Source organism: Ligilactobacillus cholophilus, assembly GCF_030389495.1.
GTDB classification, from domain to species: Bacteria; Bacillota; Bacilli; order Lactobacillales; family Lactobacillaceae; genus Ligilactobacillus; species Ligilactobacillus cholophilus.
The window spans coordinates 39,063-56,463 of record NZ_CP127832.1 but is presented as its reverse complement, the minus strand read 5'-3'; the positions used below and the strand labels follow the sequence as shown (position 1 = coordinate 56,463).

16 protein-coding genes are annotated in these 17,401 nt (G+C 31.7%); 3 read left to right on the top strand and 13 right to left on the bottom strand.

What is annotated here, in order from left to right; all coding sequences use genetic code 11:
- Nucleotides 1-13 precede the first annotated feature (13 nt).
- The 6 genes from rnmV to QPK35_RS00235 form a co-directional block, all read right to left on the bottom strand.
- Nucleotides 14-559 (bottom strand): ribonuclease M5, encoded by a 546-nt coding sequence (gene rnmV / locus QPK35_RS00260; protein WP_290034276.1) that lies wholly within the window; start codon nt 557-559, stop codon nt 14-16.
- Nucleotides 560-570: 11 nt separating this feature from the next.
- Nucleotides 571-1,326 carry a TatD family hydrolase gene (locus QPK35_RS00255; protein ID WP_290034275.1) on the bottom strand — a complete coding sequence of 252 codons (756 nt, stop codon included), beginning with the start codon at nt 1,324-1,326 and terminating at the stop codon, nt 571-573.
- 92 nt (nt 1,327-1,418) lie between these two features.
- Nucleotides 1,419-3,449: a methionine--tRNA ligase gene (gene metG, locus QPK35_RS00250; protein ID WP_290033484.1), complete on the bottom strand. Its 2,031-nt coding sequence runs from the start codon at nt 3,447-3,449 to the stop codon at nt 1,419-1,421.
- 50 nt (nt 3,450-3,499) lie between these two features.
- Nucleotides 3,500-4,201 (bottom strand): NAD-dependent protein deacylase, encoded by a 702-nt coding sequence (locus QPK35_RS00245; RefSeq protein WP_290033483.1) that lies wholly within the window; start codon nt 4,199-4,201, stop codon nt 3,500-3,502.
- 22 nt (nt 4,202-4,223) lie between these two features.
- Entirely contained in the window at nt 4,224-5,186 is a 963-nt protein-coding gene (locus tag QPK35_RS00240; protein WP_290033482.1) for an IpaB/EvcA family protein, read from the bottom strand.
- Nucleotides 5,183-6,448 (bottom strand): hydroxymethylglutaryl-CoA reductase, degradative, encoded by a 1,266-nt coding sequence (locus QPK35_RS00235; protein WP_290033481.1) that lies wholly within the window; start codon nt 6,446-6,448, stop codon nt 5,183-5,185. The genes QPK35_RS00240 and QPK35_RS00235 overlap by 4 nt, the downstream gene beginning before the upstream one ends.
- Nucleotides 6,449-6,527: 79 nt before the next feature.
- Between QPK35_RS00235 and QPK35_RS00230 the strand changes: the two genes are divergently transcribed.
- Nucleotides 6,528-7,304, top strand: a complete 777-nt coding sequence (locus QPK35_RS00230) for a substrate-binding periplasmic protein (protein ID WP_290033480.1) — start codon at nt 6,528-6,530, stop codon at nt 7,302-7,304.
- Between the two features lie 39 nt (nt 7,305-7,343).
- Here the strand turns inward: QPK35_RS00230 and trpS are convergent, their stop codons facing one another.
- From trpS to QPK35_RS00210, 4 genes are all read right to left on the bottom strand, one after another.
- A complete protein-coding gene (gene trpS, locus QPK35_RS00225; RefSeq protein ID WP_290033479.1) occupies nt 7,344-8,360 on the bottom strand; it encodes a tryptophan--tRNA ligase in 1,017 nt (338 codons plus the stop codon).
- A 191-nt stretch (nt 8,361-8,551) separates the two neighbouring features.
- The gene (locus tag QPK35_RS00220) at nt 8,552-9,241 is read right to left on the bottom strand and encodes a VIT1/CCC1 transporter family protein (protein ID WP_290033478.1); all 690 of its coding nucleotides are present in this window, start codon (nt 9,239-9,241) and stop codon (nt 8,552-8,554) included.
- A gap of 16 nt (nt 9,242-9,257) precedes the next feature.
- The gene (locus QPK35_RS00215; RefSeq protein ID WP_290033477.1) at nt 9,258-9,944 is read right to left on the bottom strand and encodes a VIT1/CCC1 transporter family protein; all 687 of its coding nucleotides are present in this window, start codon (nt 9,942-9,944) and stop codon (nt 9,258-9,260) included.
- A 147-nt stretch (nt 9,945-10,091) separates the two neighbouring features.
- Complete coding sequence (locus QPK35_RS00210) at nt 10,092-12,032, bottom strand: PTS sugar transporter subunit IIABC (protein ID WP_290033476.1); 1,941 nt, start codon at nt 12,030-12,032, stop codon at nt 10,092-10,094.
- A gap of 183 nt (nt 12,033-12,215) precedes the next feature.
- Between QPK35_RS00210 and treR the strand changes: the two genes are divergently transcribed.
- On the top strand, nt 12,216-12,938 hold the full coding sequence (gene treR / locus QPK35_RS00205) for a trehalose operon repressor (RefSeq protein WP_290033475.1): 723 nt from the start codon (nt 12,216-12,218) through the stop codon (nt 12,936-12,938).
- Nucleotides 12,939-12,956: 18 nt separating this feature from the next.
- Complete coding sequence (gene treC / locus QPK35_RS00200) at nt 12,957-14,618, top strand: alpha,alpha-phosphotrehalase (RefSeq protein ID WP_290033474.1); 1,662 nt, start codon at nt 12,957-12,959, stop codon at nt 14,616-14,618.
- Between the two features lie 44 nt (nt 14,619-14,662).
- Here treC and QPK35_RS00195 read toward each other — a convergent pair whose 3' ends face one another.
- The 3 genes from QPK35_RS00195 to QPK35_RS00185 form a co-directional block, all read right to left on the bottom strand.
- Nucleotides 14,663-15,553 (bottom strand): lysophospholipid acyltransferase family protein, encoded by an 891-nt coding sequence (locus QPK35_RS00195; RefSeq protein WP_290033473.1) that lies wholly within the window; start codon nt 15,551-15,553, stop codon nt 14,663-14,665.
- A gap of 133 nt (nt 15,554-15,686) precedes the next feature.
- Nucleotides 15,687-16,529, bottom strand: coding sequence for a glycosyltransferase (locus tag QPK35_RS00190; protein ID WP_290033472.1), 843 nt, complete (start codon nt 16,527-16,529; stop codon nt 15,687-15,689).
- A gap of 7 nt (nt 16,530-16,536) precedes the next feature.
- Nucleotides 16,537-17,307 (bottom strand): 1-acyl-sn-glycerol-3-phosphate acyltransferase, encoded by a 771-nt coding sequence (locus QPK35_RS00185; RefSeq protein WP_290033471.1) that lies wholly within the window; start codon nt 17,305-17,307, stop codon nt 16,537-16,539.
- Between the last annotated feature and the right edge of the window lie 94 nt (nt 17,308-17,401).

The following is a 17,401-nucleotide window of genomic DNA, read 5'->3' as shown; positions in this document are numbered from 1 at the left end:
CTTCACCTTCAAACTATTGATTTACTTGTTTCATTGCTTCTTCAAAATCTCCTGGAGTAATTTCAAATAAACGTAATCTTTTATATAGTTGTTTTCCATTTGTATATCCAATATTTAAAATTTCCCCAAGTAATTCTCGCTTTTCTTTAGCGTTTTTACCATTCACCAATCCCTTTTGCATTAACGTTTCACGTGAAATCAATGCAGGGGCATCTGGCATTTCTGTATATAGATTTTTAAGCGCTTCGCGAATGACTTCTACACTTGCATGTTCTACTCCTAAACTACCTTGATGACTTGGCACAGCATCACATCTTTTAAGAAATGCATGTTTAACACCTGGAACTGCTTCTTGGATAATTTTCCTGATTTTTTCACCTGAAAAATCAGGATCAGTAAACACTATTACTCCTCGCTGGTCTTGTAAACGAGCAATTTGATCTAAAGTTTCATCACTAATTGCTGAACCACGAGTTTCAATTGTATCAGCATTTACTGCCATATTTATTCTTTTGGTGTCATCTTTACCTTCGACAACAATTACTTCTTGAATTTTCATTTTTTGATCCATTAAATTCTTAAAACCCTCTTTGCATTTTGACTTGTTTGATTTGATAATTCATCTACACTTTCATTACGTAATTTTGCTAAAAATTCTACTGTATAACGCGTCATTCCTGGTTCATTCATTTGATTACGATAAGGCATCGGCGTTAAATATGGAGCATCGGTTTCAACTAATAAATGTTCTTTTGGTACATATTTAGCAGCTTCTTGAACTTCTTTTGCATTATCAAAGGTTACTACTCCACTAAATGAAATTTCCATTCCTAATTCTAAAAATTGTTGTGCCCACTGAACATCACCATTAAAACTATGCATAATTCCACCATACTTGGCACCATTGGTTTCTTCTAAAATATCAAATGTATCTTCAAATGCATCGCGAGTATGTATACTAATTGGGAGATGTAATTCATGTGCTAATGCAATTTGCTTTCTAAAAACTTCCTTTTGTAAATCATGATCAACATCACAATGATAATCTAAGCCAATTTCACCAACCGCTTTGACTTTTGGTTCAATTAAATAAATACGTAATTGATCTTCATCATATTTAGCAGCATCTTCAGGATGAATACCTACAGCACCATATATGTTATCGTATTGATTGATTAATTCAACCATTTTATCTGCACTTTCACGATCATATCCTAAAACAAGCATATCATTAACGTTCATAGCTCGAGCACGTTCAATTACATCAGGTATATCTTCATCAAATTCAGGTGCATTAATGTGTGTATGTGAATCAAAAATTGAAATCATTAATATCCACTCCTTTCAAAATTTCATTTTTACACTTAATTCAAAATAGGAGACTGCAACTTCCGTCACACTCTCCTTATTTAATATGATTAACCTATTAATGATCCATTTGGGATATTATTTGGTACAGTCAATAATTGAACTTGATCTCCAAATTCTGCAGAAAGTAACATTCCTTGACTTAATTCGCCGCGCATTTTACGTGGTTGTAAATTAGTTACAGCAATTACTTTCTTTCCAACTAATTCTTCTGGATGTTTGTACCAATCAGCTATTCCTGAAATAATTTGGCGATCACCTTGATCTCCTGCATCTAATTGGAATTTTAATAATTTATCTGCATCCTTAACTTTTTCAACAGCCTTAATTTCACATACTTTCATTTCAACTTTTTCGAATTTGTCAAAACGAATTTCTTTTTTAGTTAAATTAAGAGTTGTTTTTTCAGGATCAAATGCTGCTTGAGCTTCTTTAGCCATATTTTTACGACCCTTAGCTTTCTCATTTGCAGTCATCATTGATTGCATATATTTAATTTCATCATCTTTGTCTAAGCGTGGGAAAATTGGTGTTCCCTTCTTTACAACATTTGCTTCTGCAGGCATATCAAAATATGATAAGTCCTTAATTTGCATATTATCAACTGATAAACCTAATTGTTCAAAAATTTGTTTTGGTGCATGCATCATTACTGGTTGAAGTAGAATTGCAATCACACGTAAACTTGCTACTAAGTGAGCTAATACACTGTCTAACTTAGCTTGAGCATCTGCAGTTTCATTTTTTGCTAATTTCCATGGTTCAGTTTCATCAATGTATTTATTAGTCCGTGAAACTAATTTCCATAAACTATCTAAAGCTTTGGCAAAATATGTTTTTTCTAAATTATCGCAATATGCTTGAATTGCATTGTTTGCAGTTTCTTCTAAATCTATATCAAAATCAGTTACATTTGTGTGCAATGTTGGTACCTTACCATCACGATATTTATTAACCATTGCAACTGTCCGATTAAGTAAGTTTCCAAGGTCATTTGCTAAATCGAAATTCATTTTTTCAACAAAATCTTCAGGAGTAAAGCGACCATCATTTCCAAATGGAACAGCCTTCATTAAGTAGTAACGTAATGAGTCTAATCCATAACGATCAACAATCGTTTCAGGATAAATTACATTTCCTTTAGATTTAGACATTTTACCGTCTTTCATAACGAGCCAGCCATGACCAACAATATGTTTTGGTAATGGTAAATCTAATGCCATTAACATAATTGGCCAATAAATTGTATGGAAACGAACAATTTCTTTACCTACCATTTGAATATCTGCAGGCCAAAATTCTTTAAATAACTCGTCATCTTTTGAACCATATCCTAAAGCAGTAATATAGTTACATAATGCATCAATCCAAACATAAACAACATGTTTTGGATCAGAAGGAACGTGAATTCCCCAATCAAAACTTGTACGAGTAATTGCAAGATCTTCTAATCCTGGTTTAATAAAGTTGTTTAACATTTCTTGTTTACGAGAAACAGGTTCAATAAATTCTGGATGTTCTTCATAGTATTTAACTAAACGATCTGCATATTTACTCATCTTAAAGAAATAACATTCTTCTTCAACTAATTGAACTTCATGACCTGATGGAGCAACTCCACCAATCATTTCACCCTTTTCATTTCTGAAAACTTCTTTTAATTGAGATTCAGTAAAGTATTCTTCATCTGAAACAGAATACCAACCCTTGTATGTTCCTTTATAGATATCACCTTGTTCAAGTAATTTTTCAAAGATCTTTTGAATTGATTTTTCATGATAATCATCCGTTGTACGAATAAATTTATCATTTGTGATTTCAAGTTTATCCCATAATTCTTGAATATCAGCAGCCATTTTATCTACATATTCTTTAGGAGTAATTCCCATCTTTTTAGCTTTTTGTTCAATCTTAAGACCATGTTCATCTGTACCTGTTAAAAAGAAAACATTATATCCTTGTAGACGTTTGTAACGTGCTAATACGTCACATGCAATAGTAGTATATGCATTTCCAATGTGTAAACGTCCTGATGGATAGTAAATAGGGGTAGTCACATAAAAAGTAGGCTTATTTGCCATTTTTTTCAATCCTTCCGTACAATTAAATAATAATTTTAGTATATCATAATTTAATCAGTTACTTGTGCAAATTCTTTCACTGCATCGTTAACAATCATCATTCCATTCGATGGAATATTAATTGGTTCCTTATTAATTGCTATTACTTTTGAATGTGGATTTCGATATTGTAATAGTCCTGCAAATGGATAAACTACAAAACTTGTTCCTACAATCACAATTAAATCAGCAGATCTCAATGCTTGAATTGATTTAGTGATATTTTGTGGATCTATTCCTTCATCATATAGGACTACATGACTACGTAAAATTCCGCCACAATTTTGATGATGTATATCTTTTATAAATTCATGCCAATCAACGTTTTGCTTACACTTTTGGCAATATACATCATAAAGATTTCCATGGAACTCAATTAATTTTGTAGGATCTATTCCTGCTTTACGGTAAAGATTATCCACATTTTGCGTAATTACAATTGCCTTACCTTCATTAGCGAGTGCTGCCATTTTTCGATGAATTACATTTGGCTTAGCATCTGGAAAATATAAATTTTTCACTACAAAGTCATGAAAGGCTTCTGGTTCATTCATCAAGCAATCATGACTTAACATATATTCTGGACTTTTTCCGTTAGCATAGATTCCTTGTTTTGACCGATAATCTGGAATTCCTGAAGCTGTAGAAACTCCTGCTCCAGTTAAGAAAACGACTTTTTTAGCATTTTGAATTTCATCATTTAACATTGACATAAAAAATCGCCCCTTTCAGTCTCTATCGTACAATAAATGGTACTCCAATTGAATCTAAATACTCACCTACTGGCATTTCGTATATTTCACGGAATTTCCGAGCTTTTTGTTGATCGTTTCCTTGCGGTTCACTAATAACAAAAGCATTTTGTTGGTCATTTTTCATTCGTCCAACATATGCGGTTTTAAATTGAAGATTTTCTTTTAAATCTGTATGGAATATTTCAAATAATTGACGCACATCTAATCGTAATTGTCGTTTACTCAAAACAGGTGTCAAAGAAACATAGGTCGTTAAATTCATTCCATATAATCCATAGCTTTCTAATGCTTTATCAAAGTCCTTATATAACTTTACAATTGCTCGATGAACATTAAATGCTGAATCTAAAGGCTTAGTTGTAATAACCTGATATAATTTTTCCGCTTGCGCTGTAGCTTTAGGATATAGTTCACGTAACTTAGGCAAGATCTCTTCTTGATTATCTTTAAAGAAAACCAATGCATCTAAAACATTCACAGTCCGTAATACCATCCATTCATCTTTTGAATCTTTAGGTTCTGGTTTAAGAACTGCCAATATTCCTTTAAAATATAATTCTTCAATTTCTTTATTAATTAATCCTAATTCACGTTGTTGTTGATAAACAAAGAAATGCATTAAAATATCATATAATTCCATTCCAGTTGCAACGTATTTCTTATCTAAGTTAGGATGTTCACTTTCCAAATTAAATGAAATTTGTGGTAACTTTTCAAACATTAACATAAAATGTAACAATTCATGTGATACGACATAATTTACATCTGTTTGATCTAAAACATCAATCACTAGTTTTCCATTTCTTAAATAATGTTGTGCTTGGTCATGTCTAACAAATCCTGACTTTTCGTCATGATATTGAATATCAATACCATTTGGTTGAATTTCTTCTGCCTTTTTAATTAATTTTTTGACAGTGTCATTTAATGTTGGTTCGATCATAATTCTTCCCTTCGTAACTTTTCAAGTAATTCACGAGCACTTGCAGAATCTCGTTTTTTGTTTTTCTCTAGCAAATTAACTAATTTGCTGATTTCATCTTGTTTAGCACCAACTGAAACGGCTAAACTTTTTAATTGTAATCGCATATGTCCACGTTGAATTCCGTCAGTAACTAATGCATATAAAGCAGCAAGATTTTGTCCAAGACCGACACTAGCAATTATCATTGAAAGTTCTTTTGCGTCTTTGGCTTTAAATAATTTATGATTAATTTTTACTAATGGAACAATTTTAATAGATCCACCAACAGATCCCACTGGTAAAGGTAATGTTAATTCACCAATTAAAATTCCATCTTCAAAATACCACTGACTTAATCCTTTATATTGACCGTCACGTGCTGCATATGCATGTGAACCTGCTTCAATTGCCCGCCAATCGTTTCCACTAGCAATAGTAACAGCATCCACACCATTCATAATTCCCTTATTATTAGTAGTTGCTCTATATGGGTCCAATTGCGCTAACCGGCTTGCCTGTTGAATTTTAAGAGCGACTTCTTCGCCACTAATATTTTCTTTTGCTAATTCAGATACCGGTATTCTTGCTTTAGTTGTCACTAAACTTTCAGTTGCATAATTTGACATAATACTCATTAAAACATCTTGGTGATAGGTACATTGAATTTCATTTGCAACTGCCTCTAACATAGTATTCAACATGTTAGCTCCCATTGCTTCCTGTACATCAACTGCCAAATCTACTGATAATAAATCATTTGCTAAAATCCGTGTTCTTAACCATCGAGCACCACCACCACGACGCACAATAGATGGATGAGCATCATTTGCTACTTTCAATAAGTGTTCTTGATCAGCTTTAATTTTACGCACTAATTCATCTACATCAGTTATATTTTCAATTACAATTTGGCCAAGCATTAATCTTGATTTAACTTCTGCATTAAAGCCACCGCCTGCTTTTACTAAGCGAGCTCCATTACTAGCAGCGGCAATAACTGAAGGTTCTTCTGTAACCATAGGAACAAGATACTCCTTGCCATTAACTACATAATTTAATCCTAATCCTTCAGGAATTTCAAACTGTGTAATGAAATTTTCAACCATTGTATCTCCGATTTCACCATTTCCAGAAACGTGTTCGATTTCAGCTATATCATTATCATCTAAATAAAATGTATCTCTTAAAATCGCAAGTCGTTCTTCCCAAGTCTTGCGATAATATTTTCCAAATCCACGCATTATTTTTTCTCCATTAGTTAATTTATTCTATGCTATATTATATAATAATTTTATCAAAGTTCGCAGAGGTGAAATGATTTTGAAAAAACATTTAAATATATTCTTTGCGCTAATTGCTTTAATCATCTGTTTATTTAGCACTCAATCACTTGTTCAAGCAGCTGATGATCAATTAGAAATCGGAATGGTTCAAAGGAAACCAGATTGTTATTCTCAAAATCATAAATTAGTTGGGTTTAATGTTGAATTAGCAAAGAAATTAGGCAAACAAATGCATAAAAATGTTAAAATCAAAACCTATAGTAATCAAGACAAATTACTTAAAGCTTTTAAAAATAAAAAAATTGATTTAGCACTAGGAATTGCTAAAGGTACAACTAATTTAAAATATCAAACTAAACCAGTTTTATATATTCAAAATATAGTTTTTAGTACCCATAAAATTAATAATTTATCTAAATTAAAAAATAAGACAGTTGGAATATTACAAGAAAATGGTAGTCAAGAATTTTTAAATAATAACCAAATTAAAACAATTTATTTCAAAAACGCCAACCAATTAATTCGTGCTTTAGATAAAAAACAAATTGATGCAGCTATGTTAAATGCATACCAATATTCAGAATATTTAAATAAACATCCATTGCGAAGTTACAATAACAGCAATAATCAATCCATTCCAAATCAATTTTATAAAATTGATGATATAAATATTTTGAGTCAACAAATTATTGCTATTAGTAATTCTCGCAAATTAGCTAATCAAGTGTCTCATGCAATTGATCAGCTTCGCATAGCAACTACGTTAACTGAATTATCTACTAAATATTATTATTATAATTATGCATTTCAATAATTATAAAAAATGTCGGTTTATTTCTAAACCGACATTTTTTTATCCAAAGTAATCAACGCCAATTGCGTGTCTTACTTCTTCTAATGTTTGGTTAGCGACTTCATTTGCATGTGCGCTTCCCTTTTTCAACATTTCGTAAACCGCTGGAATATCTTTAGCAAATTCAGCACGACGTTCACGAATTGGTCCAAGTTCATTTTCTAATACTTCATTTAAGTAACGCTTAATTTTCACATCACCTAAACCACCATGTTGATATTGTTCCTTTAATTCAGCAACCTTTTCTTTATCTGGATCAAAAATATCAAGATAAGTAAAGACCATATTTCCTTCTACCTTACCTGGATCTTCAACATGAATATGGTTTGGATCTGTATACATTGACATAACCTTTTTCCGCAATGTATCAGAATCATCAGATAAATAAATTGCATTTCCTAATGATTTACTCATTTTAGCATTTCCATCTAAACCTGGGATTCGTCCCATTCCCTTAGGTGGGAAGATTCCTTCTGGTTCTACTAAAACTTCACCATAAATTGAGTTAAAACTCCGCACAATTTCACGAGTTTGTTCAAGCATTGGTTCTTGATCATCGCCAACTGGTACATATTTTGCTTTAAATGCTGTGATATCAGCTGCTTGACTTACTGGATATGTAAAGAATCCAGCTGGAATTGAACGTTCAAATTTCTTTTGTTGAATTTCAGCTTTAACGGTTGGATTTCTTTCCAAACGAGAAACAGTTACTAAGTTTAAATAGTATAAGTTCAATTCTGCTAAAGCTGGAATTTGTGATTGAACAAAAATCGTTGATTTTTCAGGGTCAATTCCTACTGCTAAATAATCTAAAGCCACTTCAATAAGTGAATTGCGGATTTTTTCAGGATCACGTGCATTATCTGTCAACGCTTGTTGATCCGCAATCATGATAAATGGAATATACTTACCTGAATTTTGCATTGTCACACGGTTTTTTAATGAGCCAACATAATGACCGATGTGTAGTTTTCCAGTGGGACGATCACCAGTTAAAATTATAGGTTTTTCTGTCATATTTAAAATTCCTCTCTGAAAAAGAAAATATGATACTATCAATAAAACATGTATACATCAATTCTGCTTAGTCATAACAATAATGGGAAACTATAACATCTAGCTCTTTATGCACATCATATTTTCTTCAATAATATAAGATTTTATTAAATATATCTATATTTTAATAATGTAATTCTGTTATGTCTAGTTTAAATCAATAAACCTAATGTGTAGTGAATAATCATTGTGATAATACCAACAATTAGATTACGCTTTACTGCAACTTTTACTAATCCATTTCCTAATTTAGCACTCAAATATCCTGTCAGCGAAACTGATAAACAGACTGCTAAAATTGTAACTGGCCACATCCATACTCCTGGACTTAATGTCATAGCTGCAAGCGGAAAAATTCCTCCAAGTGCTGCAGAAATCAATGATGAAAAAGCGGCATTCCATGGATTCATATATTCATTTAAAACAAGTCCATGCTTTACATTTACAACTGTTTCCAAAGGTTTTTTCTCTAATAAATCAGCCGCAATTTCAGCTGCAGTTGACTCAGAAACACCCTTTTTCATATAAAATTCCTTAACTGCATTCAATTCGTCATCACGATGCGTTTTTAATAATTTTCGTTCTTCTTGAACTGTAACCTGTTCAGTATCACGTTGAGTACTTACAGAAGCATATTCACCTGATGCCATTGAAAATGCACATGCTAGTAAATCAGATAATCCTGCAATAAAAATTGTAAAACGATTTGGGGTTACTACAGCAACACTAAAAAGTACTCCAACAACAGTTAGAATACCATCATTCGATCCTAGAACTCCCGCTCGCAAAACGTTTAAGCGTTCCCCCATAGCTGAACGAGGTTCATTCATTTTATCTTTCATCGTTCAAGCCTCCTAATTAATGTCCAAATAAACTACCAATGCCGTATGTAACTAGCATTGTAATTACTCCTGAAATAACATTTCGAACTGTACCATGTAATTTATTTGCATGACTTAATCGTGCAGCGCTAAAACCAGTTACTGCCAGTGCAAAAATAACTGCAATAAATGTCCCAACCACTTTAATTGAACGTGGAAAGAAAGAAATTGAACATAATGGTAAGATTGACCCTAATGGAAATGAAATCATTGATACAATAGCAGCTGCATATGGACTTGTAAATTCACCTAAATTAAAGCCATAACGTTCACGTACCATTGTTTTTAAAGCATTTTCGTTCATCATTTCAGTTACTGCTTTTTCAACTAGCGTTGGTTTGATTCCCTTTTTCAAATACTTTTGTCTAACATAATCTACTTCGCCATCATAATTATCTTTTAAAGCTAATTTCTCATTTTCGATGGCTTGCTTTTGAGAATCTTTTTCCGCATTAACAGAAACATACTCACCCATTGCCATTGAAACAGTTCCAGCAAGCATCCCGGCAATTCCTGAAATAAAAATTGCAAAATTACTTGTGGAAGCTCCAGCAACACCTAAAACAATCCCAGCAACTGATAAAATTCCATCATTTGCCCCCATGACCGCAGCACGTAAAATATTTATTTTTTGTGCAAGTGTCATTGTTTTTTTATTCTTCATAAAAATCCATCTTCATTTCGTTATAATAATTTACATTTTATACAATGCAATTTTTCTAGTCAATCTTCTTTATTAACAGTATACTAGAATATATACATAAAGGTGAGTAAACCGGCTTGGAAACGATTCCTACCGGTCACTCACCTTTTATTCTATACCTGGAGCCTTCTTTTGTTTTACTTTTTGACCAATCTTCATATTATCTTTATATCCCCAGAACCATGTTACTAAAAATGAGACAATAATCGCTGCAATACTTGAAATTAGAAACGCATAGAAACTATTTAATTGTGTTGGGTGTGCTGGATTGAAAAATGATGAAAAACCAATTAATGAACCAGTAAATCCAAACATTGTTCCATGCATTAATCCTGTAATCAAACCACCTACTGCTGATCCAATTAAACCAGAAACAAACACTTTCTTAAAACGTAAATTAATTCCATATATTGCTGGTTCTGTTACTCCACAAAATGCAGAAATAGCAGCAGCAAAACCTAATTCTTTCATTTCACTCTTTTTGGATTTAATTGCAACTGCTAAAACTGCTGCGCCTTGAGCAACCATTGTAACTGAAATGATTGCGTTCAAAGCACTTTGATGAGTTTGAGCAATTTGTTGAGCAACTAATGGAACAACACCCCAATGCAATCCAAAAATTACTAATAGTTGGTAAAGTCCACCAATTACAAATCCACCAAGCCATCCTGATGCTTGTACTAACCAATTAATAAAGTTAGCAATACCATTTGCTGCGCCTTGAATCACTGGACCTGTAATAACTAAAGTGATCGCAGATACAATCAAAATAGTAAACAATGGATTAAAAATCATTTGCAAATAACTAGGTAAATGCTTTTTGAACCAATTTCCAATAATCTTAGCTAACCAAGCTGCAACAATCATTGGAAATATAGAGTAAGCATAATTTAAAAATTCAAAATTTAGATTACCAATTGCAAACATCGTTTTAAACGATTTGCCCCATTCTATTATTTGAGGATATGTTAAAACTCCACCAATAACTGCAGCCACAATTGGATCTGAACCTAATTTCTTGGCAGCTGCATAACCAACTAATATTGGAAGAAAGAAGAATGCTGAATCAGCAATCGAACTTATTGTTAAATAAATAGTACTTGTAGGTTTTAAAATTGCTCCTAATTGAGGCAAAGTTAATAAGGCTAAAATCCCCTTAATAATTCCAGAAGCAGCAATTACTCCAATTACCGGGCTCATTGATCCAGTAATAAAACCTATCAATTCATTAAAGGCACGTTTAACTAAATTTGTATTTTGTTTTTCTGTATCTACTTCTTGATTTTCGTCCATAGCTTCAAGTGGGCCTAATTGTTTCATAACTGCATCAAATACATTAGTTACATCATTACCAATTACTACTTGATATTGACCTGATGCCTTAATTACGTCAATAACCCCTGTGACATCTTTTAATTTTTCAGTTTGTGCCTTCTTTTCATCTTTTAGATAAAAACGCAATCGAGTTATACAATGGATTACGCTTGAGATATTTTGTTTTCCTCCGACCAATTGAACAATCTGTTTGGCCATTTCATCATAATTTTTCTTAGACTTTTGTTTCTTTTTCAGGTCTTTTATCGATGCATCAACAACAAAATCCCCCACTGATACTTCCTTTTCAGAAATATTAAGAGCAGTAATTTTATCAGTTGAATTTGTAATAATAACTAAAATCATGTCTGATAAATGATGACTCTTAATAATATCCAAATTCATCATCGCAATAGGAGCACCAGCTTTGATGTTTTCCCCTACTTTGCATTTAATATCAAATGCATCACCATTTAGTTTAACCGTATCAATTCCCATATGTATCAATACTTCAAGTCCATTTGGTGTAGTAATTCCAATTGCGTGTTTAGTACTTGCAATCATCGTTATTTTGCCACTTACAGGTGCGACCACTTGAATTTTATTCACATCAATTGGTTGCAAACCAAAACCGTCTCCCATTGTTCCTGACGCAAAAACTTTATCATTAGTTGCACATAATGGAATTACTTTTCCATCGCTGGGTGCTAAAATTGCAACATTTTTCTTTGTCATTGATTACCCCTCCTTAAAATAAAACGCTTTCATAATTACAAGTGATATTTTATACTTGTATATACAAGTTGTCAATTAATTTTAAGGTGAGTCTTTATCAAAGTTATTTAATTATTGTAATTGCTTGCATAGACATTCTATGATTAAATATAAAGTGAAATGATTATATCTTGGAGGTGCAAAATGAATAAGCAAGATATGATTGCACAAGACCTAGCAGAAAAAATCCATCATAATTTATTTTGTCCAGGTGATTATTTACCTAGTGAAAATAAATTAACACAGTTGTATGGTACTTCGCGTGAAACTGTTCGAAATGCACTTACTCAGCTTAATGATTTAGGTTTAATCCAAAAAGTTCAAGGTAAAGGGTCAATTGTACTTGATTATAAAAAATTTACTTTACCAATTTCAGGAATTATCAGTTTTCAAGAACTGAATCAAAAATTACATATGAATGCTAAAACAAATGTTTTGAATTTGCTTTCAGATATTCCCATTCCATCATATTTCGTGGAACATGGAGTTAAGCAAAATCAAAAAAACTTTTTTGTGGAGCGTTTAAGAATAATAGATGATGTTCCTGCTGTTGTAGATCGTGATTATTTATTAAATCCACCAATTACTCAATTGCCCTATTCTGCCGCAGCGAATTCTTTGTATAATTACATTGAAAATACATTAAACTTAGAGATTTCATATGCCAATAAAGAAATTACTATTGAACAAGCCGATGACGAAATTGCACAACTATTAGAATTATCGGGAGATAAATTGGTTGTTCTAGTTCGGAGTATGTCTTTTTTAGCAGATACTACTTTATTTCAGTTAACTGAATCATACCACCGTCCTGATAAATTTAAATTTAGTGATTTTGCACGTCGCCAAAAAATTCAATTGAAATAGTGAAAGGAAGTTGATTTTATGGACTTAGGAAAAAAAGTTATTTATCAAATTTATCCTAAATCATTTTATGATAGCAATAATGATGGAATTGGTGATCTACGTGGAATTATCGAAAAAATACCATATATCGCTAAATTAAACATTGATATGATTTGGTTTAATCCCTTTTTTGTTTCTCCACAACATGATAATGGCTATGATATTGCAGACTACTATCAAATTGATCCTCGTTTTGGAACAATGCAAGATTTTGATGAATTGGTAAGTAAATTAAAAGATATCAATGTAGATGTCATGCTTGATATGGTTTTTAACCATTGTTCAACTGAAAATAAATGGTTCCAAGAAGCTCTAAAGGGAAATAAAAAATATATGGATTATTTCTATTTAAGAAAAGCTAAAGCTAATGGTGAACTTCCTACTAACTGGCAATCGAAATTTGGTGGCCCTGCTTGGGAAAAATTTGGTGACACCGATTTATATTATCTTCACTTATTTGATAAATCACAGGCGGATTTAAATTGGCATAACCCAGATGTGCGCAAAGAAGCTAGCAATATTGTAAACTTTTGGCGAAATAAGGGCGTCAAAGGATTTAGATTTGATGTTTTAAACTTAATTGGTAAAGATGAAAATCTAATCGATTCAACTGATCCTATTGAAGAGAAAAAACTATATACTGACACTCCTATTGTTGAAAAATACATTAAAGAGCTTAATCGAAATAGTTTTGGACAAGATCCAAATTCAATCACAGTTGGAGAAATGTCTTCTACTACCATCGAAAAATCAATTGAATATACTAAACCAAGTAATGATGAACTTTCAATGGTTTTTGCCTTTCATCATCTTAAAGTTGATTATAAAGATGATAATAAATGGACACAAAAGCCTTTTGATTTTATGCAATTAAAACAAGTTTTAAGTAAATGGCAAACTGGCATGGATCAAGGTGATGGTTGGCAAGCTTTATTTTGGAATAATCATGATCAACCTTGGGCATTGAGCCGTTTTGGTGATCCAATAAATTATCGTGAAAAATCCGCTGAAATGCTTGCTACTACCTTGCACTTATTACGTGGTACTCCTTATATTTATATGGGAGAAGAAATTGGCATGATCAATCCACATTACTATTCAATTCATAACTATGTGGATGTCGAATGTTTAAATGCATATCAAGAATTGATGGATGCCGGTTATAGTGCTCATGAAGCATTTAATATTATTAAAACAAAATCACGCGATAACGCACGTGTTCCAATGCATTGGGATGCTTCACGTAATGCAGGCTTTACAACTGGGAAACCTTGGTTAAAACCTACAGATCAAACTGAAATCAACGTAGAAAATGAATTAAAGAATGGTGAAATTTTCACTTACTACCAAAAATTGATTAAATTGCGTAAAAGTGAAGAATTAATTTCAGATGGTCATTTTAAAGCTGAGCTACTTGATCACCCTCAAGTTTTTGCATATCGCCGTTATTTAGATCATTCTTCTAAGCAATTACTTGTTCTTAATAACTTCTATGGTTATGAACCTTGGACAGATATTCCAACTGATTTACAAGGAAAAAAAGCAACCGTTCTTATTGATAACTATGGTACAAAGGATTGTATAACTATGCCGGATTCAATCAAGCTAAAACCATATCAATCAATTGCATTTAAATTTTAATTAAACAAAAATAGCAGTTTTGAAAAATCAAAACTGCTATTTTTTTACTTTTTATCTGCATTTGGTCCAACCCAACCAGCGATATCTTCTGGTTCAAAATCATATGTTAATTTCTTACCATAAGCTTTCTCATAAGCTTCTTTTTTCTGATTATAATCTTGTTCCATCATTCTTAAGCTATTTTCTTTAGCTGATTTATTTGGATCAGGAAAAATTACAGGTAATACATGTACAATTGCTTTTACTCGATGAATTGTATCATTTGTATTAGGTTCAAAACTTGGCAAATCTTTTAGTTCAACAAAGCAAGAAATGATTGGAGCATTAATCTTTGCTGCATAAAAATAAGTTCCACGTTTTAAAGGTCTTGGTTTACGATAGTTAAACCACATTTCTTCTTCAGGATAAATTAATACATAATTGCCATCATTAATTATTTTCTTTAAAATTTTAGGAAAAGTTTGACCTAAATAATTAATACTTTTGCTTAGTGGGATAATATCATAGTTATTCATTAAGAAACCAACTAAGCCCTTCATTGCAAGATTAGTATCCTGCGAAATTATAAACAATCTTTTGTGTAATTTTGCTTTATTCATAAAACGACGAATTACTGTATTTTCGAGCGGATTAAAATGATTTGTAGTTATAATTGCGCCCTTTTTACGATCTAGTGCCGTTAAATTTTCTAAACCAACAACTTCAGTATGGCGATTTTCAACCCATGTTACGCCACGATAAATTGCACGTGCACATAGATTTTTTACTTTGCCAATTGGAGTAGCTCGTTTTCTAAAGTATTCATTTATGCGGTTTATACTTTCTTTAGTAGTCATTTGTGGATCATCAATTTCAACTTTTTTATTATATTCTTTATTAGCCACATTTTTTTGGATATTTTTAATTACCGCATCACGATTTGGGAAAATAATCATAACTTAATTCTTTCTCCTTGCACTTAAAAAGTTCATTCTAGTCATCAACAACTTTTGCATAGTTCCTGCTTTAATTTCAAAATAAAATTGCAAAAATAATAAATATAATAATTAAAGATAAATAATAGCTGATTTAATCAGCACTATATTTTTGATCAAAATATGGTACTAATTTTTGATATTCTTTTAAAATATCATCAAATTCGTGAATTTTTAATTTTTTATGAACTAAATCAACTTGCCATGGCTTAATTGTTTGAATATGCAACCATGGGAAGAAGCGAAAACTAGTTGTAAAATGTTGAAAAACAGTATCTGAATGTAACTTATGTTGTTCATTATACTTCCTGCTAACAATCCTTTTCGTTTTGCATAATTTATTTAAAGCAGATTGATCAGGCATAAACATCCATTTATCCTGGCATAATTTTCGTGCTTTCGCAAATAATTTGTCTTTTTTAATTAACTTCATATTTAAAAGTAATACTCCAGAATTAATATAATCTAGTTTAAATAAATTATGATGGAAGAACCATCGACCGTAATGATCTAGAACCCCTACCATTTCAACATCATCAATGTTTTGATGATAAAAATTACTGAAGTTTTGATAACAAATCACATCACTGTCCAAATATAGTATTCTATCTGGAATTTCTGGAACTTGGTCAGCATATAGTCTAAGCATTGCATATGGTGTAAATCGTGTTTGCATGTTTATTCGTGGTAGTTCTTGTGCAAACAACGTTGTACAATCGATTCGTTTTACAAAACTTTGAGAATTTTTCTGTGTAACAATTTTATCTAAATATTCAATTGTTTGTGTTGAAATTGCATGATAATCCTTTTTTTCAGTATGTAAGTCCATTGTCATTACGTATATATATAATGGCTCTGTTACATTTTTAAGCAGTGATAAAATTGATATTAACAATCCGTCTTGAATATTTTTATCACCACAATATAAAATATTCATGCTCCCATTAACCATCCTTTCGAATATATTTTACATATTCAACATCACTTAAAAGGCTACATTTTTCCATTACTTGATGAATTTGATCCATTAAAGCTCTTTGTCTTTGCTTTTTAGGTAATGATTTATCCGGAAAAAATGGGCCGTCTAAATATGTTATCATTTTAGGCCTTTTTGAGTATTTTGCTTTTTGATAGGTATTAGTCATCACAAATGAAGGTGCATCTGTAATTACCGGAAAATGAAATGCTGCCTCTGAAAAAGGCCGAATCTTAGTATAATAAGGCCACACATGTGCTTCAGGATAAATTGCAATATAATCCCCCTGATTAATATGATATTTAACTGCCTCAACTAATTTCGGTAATTGGTGTAGATCACTTGGAATTGGAAGTGCCCCACCATAAGGCATTAATGGCCCTACAATTGGCACTCCTAAGTTTGCTTGAACACAAATCGCATAGTATTTACGTGCATTTCCTACTAACATTGGCAAAAACGGATCACCAACTGGTTGAGTATGATTTGCATATAAAAAAAAGCCCTGATCTCGGTATGCTTTAAGAATATCAAGATTTACAAATGATTGCTTCAAATATATCTTGCTATATCCCCAAGCAAATACCTTTGCCAAGTTCGATATTATATTTGACCAAAATTTAAATGTGTTATCTTTACGAATCCATTTAAATTCTGGGCTTATTTGATAATTTTGATCGCTAGTTTTAACTAAATCTTCATCAAAATCTTTAAAATAGCGAATTTTTTCCCGTGTCAAAATCCCCATCCTATTCTTAAAAAATGTCTTATCTCCTTTTAAATATGATACCAAAATCGCTAATTCATATCAAACTAATGCCTATATTATGGTA

Excerpts from the sequence above, each read along its gene's own strand:
- metG (WP_290033484.1), bottom strand. The coding sequence starts at position 3,449 with ATGGCAAATAAGCCTACTTTTTATGTGACTACCCCTATTTACTATCCA.
- rnmV (WP_290034276.1), bottom strand. The coding sequence starts at position 559 with ATGAAAATTCAAGAAGTAATTGTTGTCGAAGGTAAAGATGACACCAAA.
- QPK35_RS00235 (WP_290033481.1), bottom strand. The coding sequence starts at position 6,448 with ATGCGTGGATTTGGAAAATATTATCGCAAGACTTGGGAAGAACGACTT.
- QPK35_RS00210 (WP_290033476.1), bottom strand. The coding sequence starts at position 12,032 with ATGACAAAGAAAAATGTTGCAATTTTAGCACCCAGCGATGGAAAAGTA.
- trpS (WP_290033479.1), bottom strand. The coding sequence starts at position 8,360 with ATGACAGAAAAACCTATAATTTTAACTGGTGATCGTCCCACTGGAAAA.
- QPK35_RS00215 (WP_290033477.1), bottom strand. The coding sequence starts at position 9,944 with ATGAAGAATAAAAAAACAATGACACTTGCACAAAAAATAAATATTTTA.
- QPK35_RS00220 (WP_290033478.1), bottom strand. The coding sequence starts at position 9,241 with ATGAAAGATAAAATGAATGAACCTCGTTCAGCTATGGGGGAACGCTTA.
- QPK35_RS00245 (WP_290033483.1), bottom strand. The coding sequence starts at position 4,201 with ATGTCAATGTTAAATGATGAAATTCAAAATGCTAAAAAAGTCGTTTTC.
- QPK35_RS00190 (WP_290033472.1), bottom strand. The coding sequence starts at position 16,529 with ATGAATATTTTATATTGTGGTGATAAAAATATTCAAGACGGATTGTTA.
- treC (WP_290033474.1), top strand. The coding sequence starts at position 12,957 with ATGGACTTAGGAAAAAAAGTTATTTATCAAATTTATCCTAAATCATTT.
- treR (WP_290033475.1), top strand. The coding sequence starts at position 12,216 with ATGAATAAGCAAGATATGATTGCACAAGACCTAGCAGAAAAAATCCAT.
- QPK35_RS00240 (WP_290033482.1), bottom strand. The coding sequence starts at position 5,186 with ATGATCGAACCAACATTAAATGACACTGTCAAAAAATTAATTAAAAAG.
- QPK35_RS00195 (WP_290033473.1), bottom strand. The coding sequence starts at position 15,553 with ATGATTATTTTCCCAAATCGTGATGCGGTAATTAAAAATATCCAAAAA.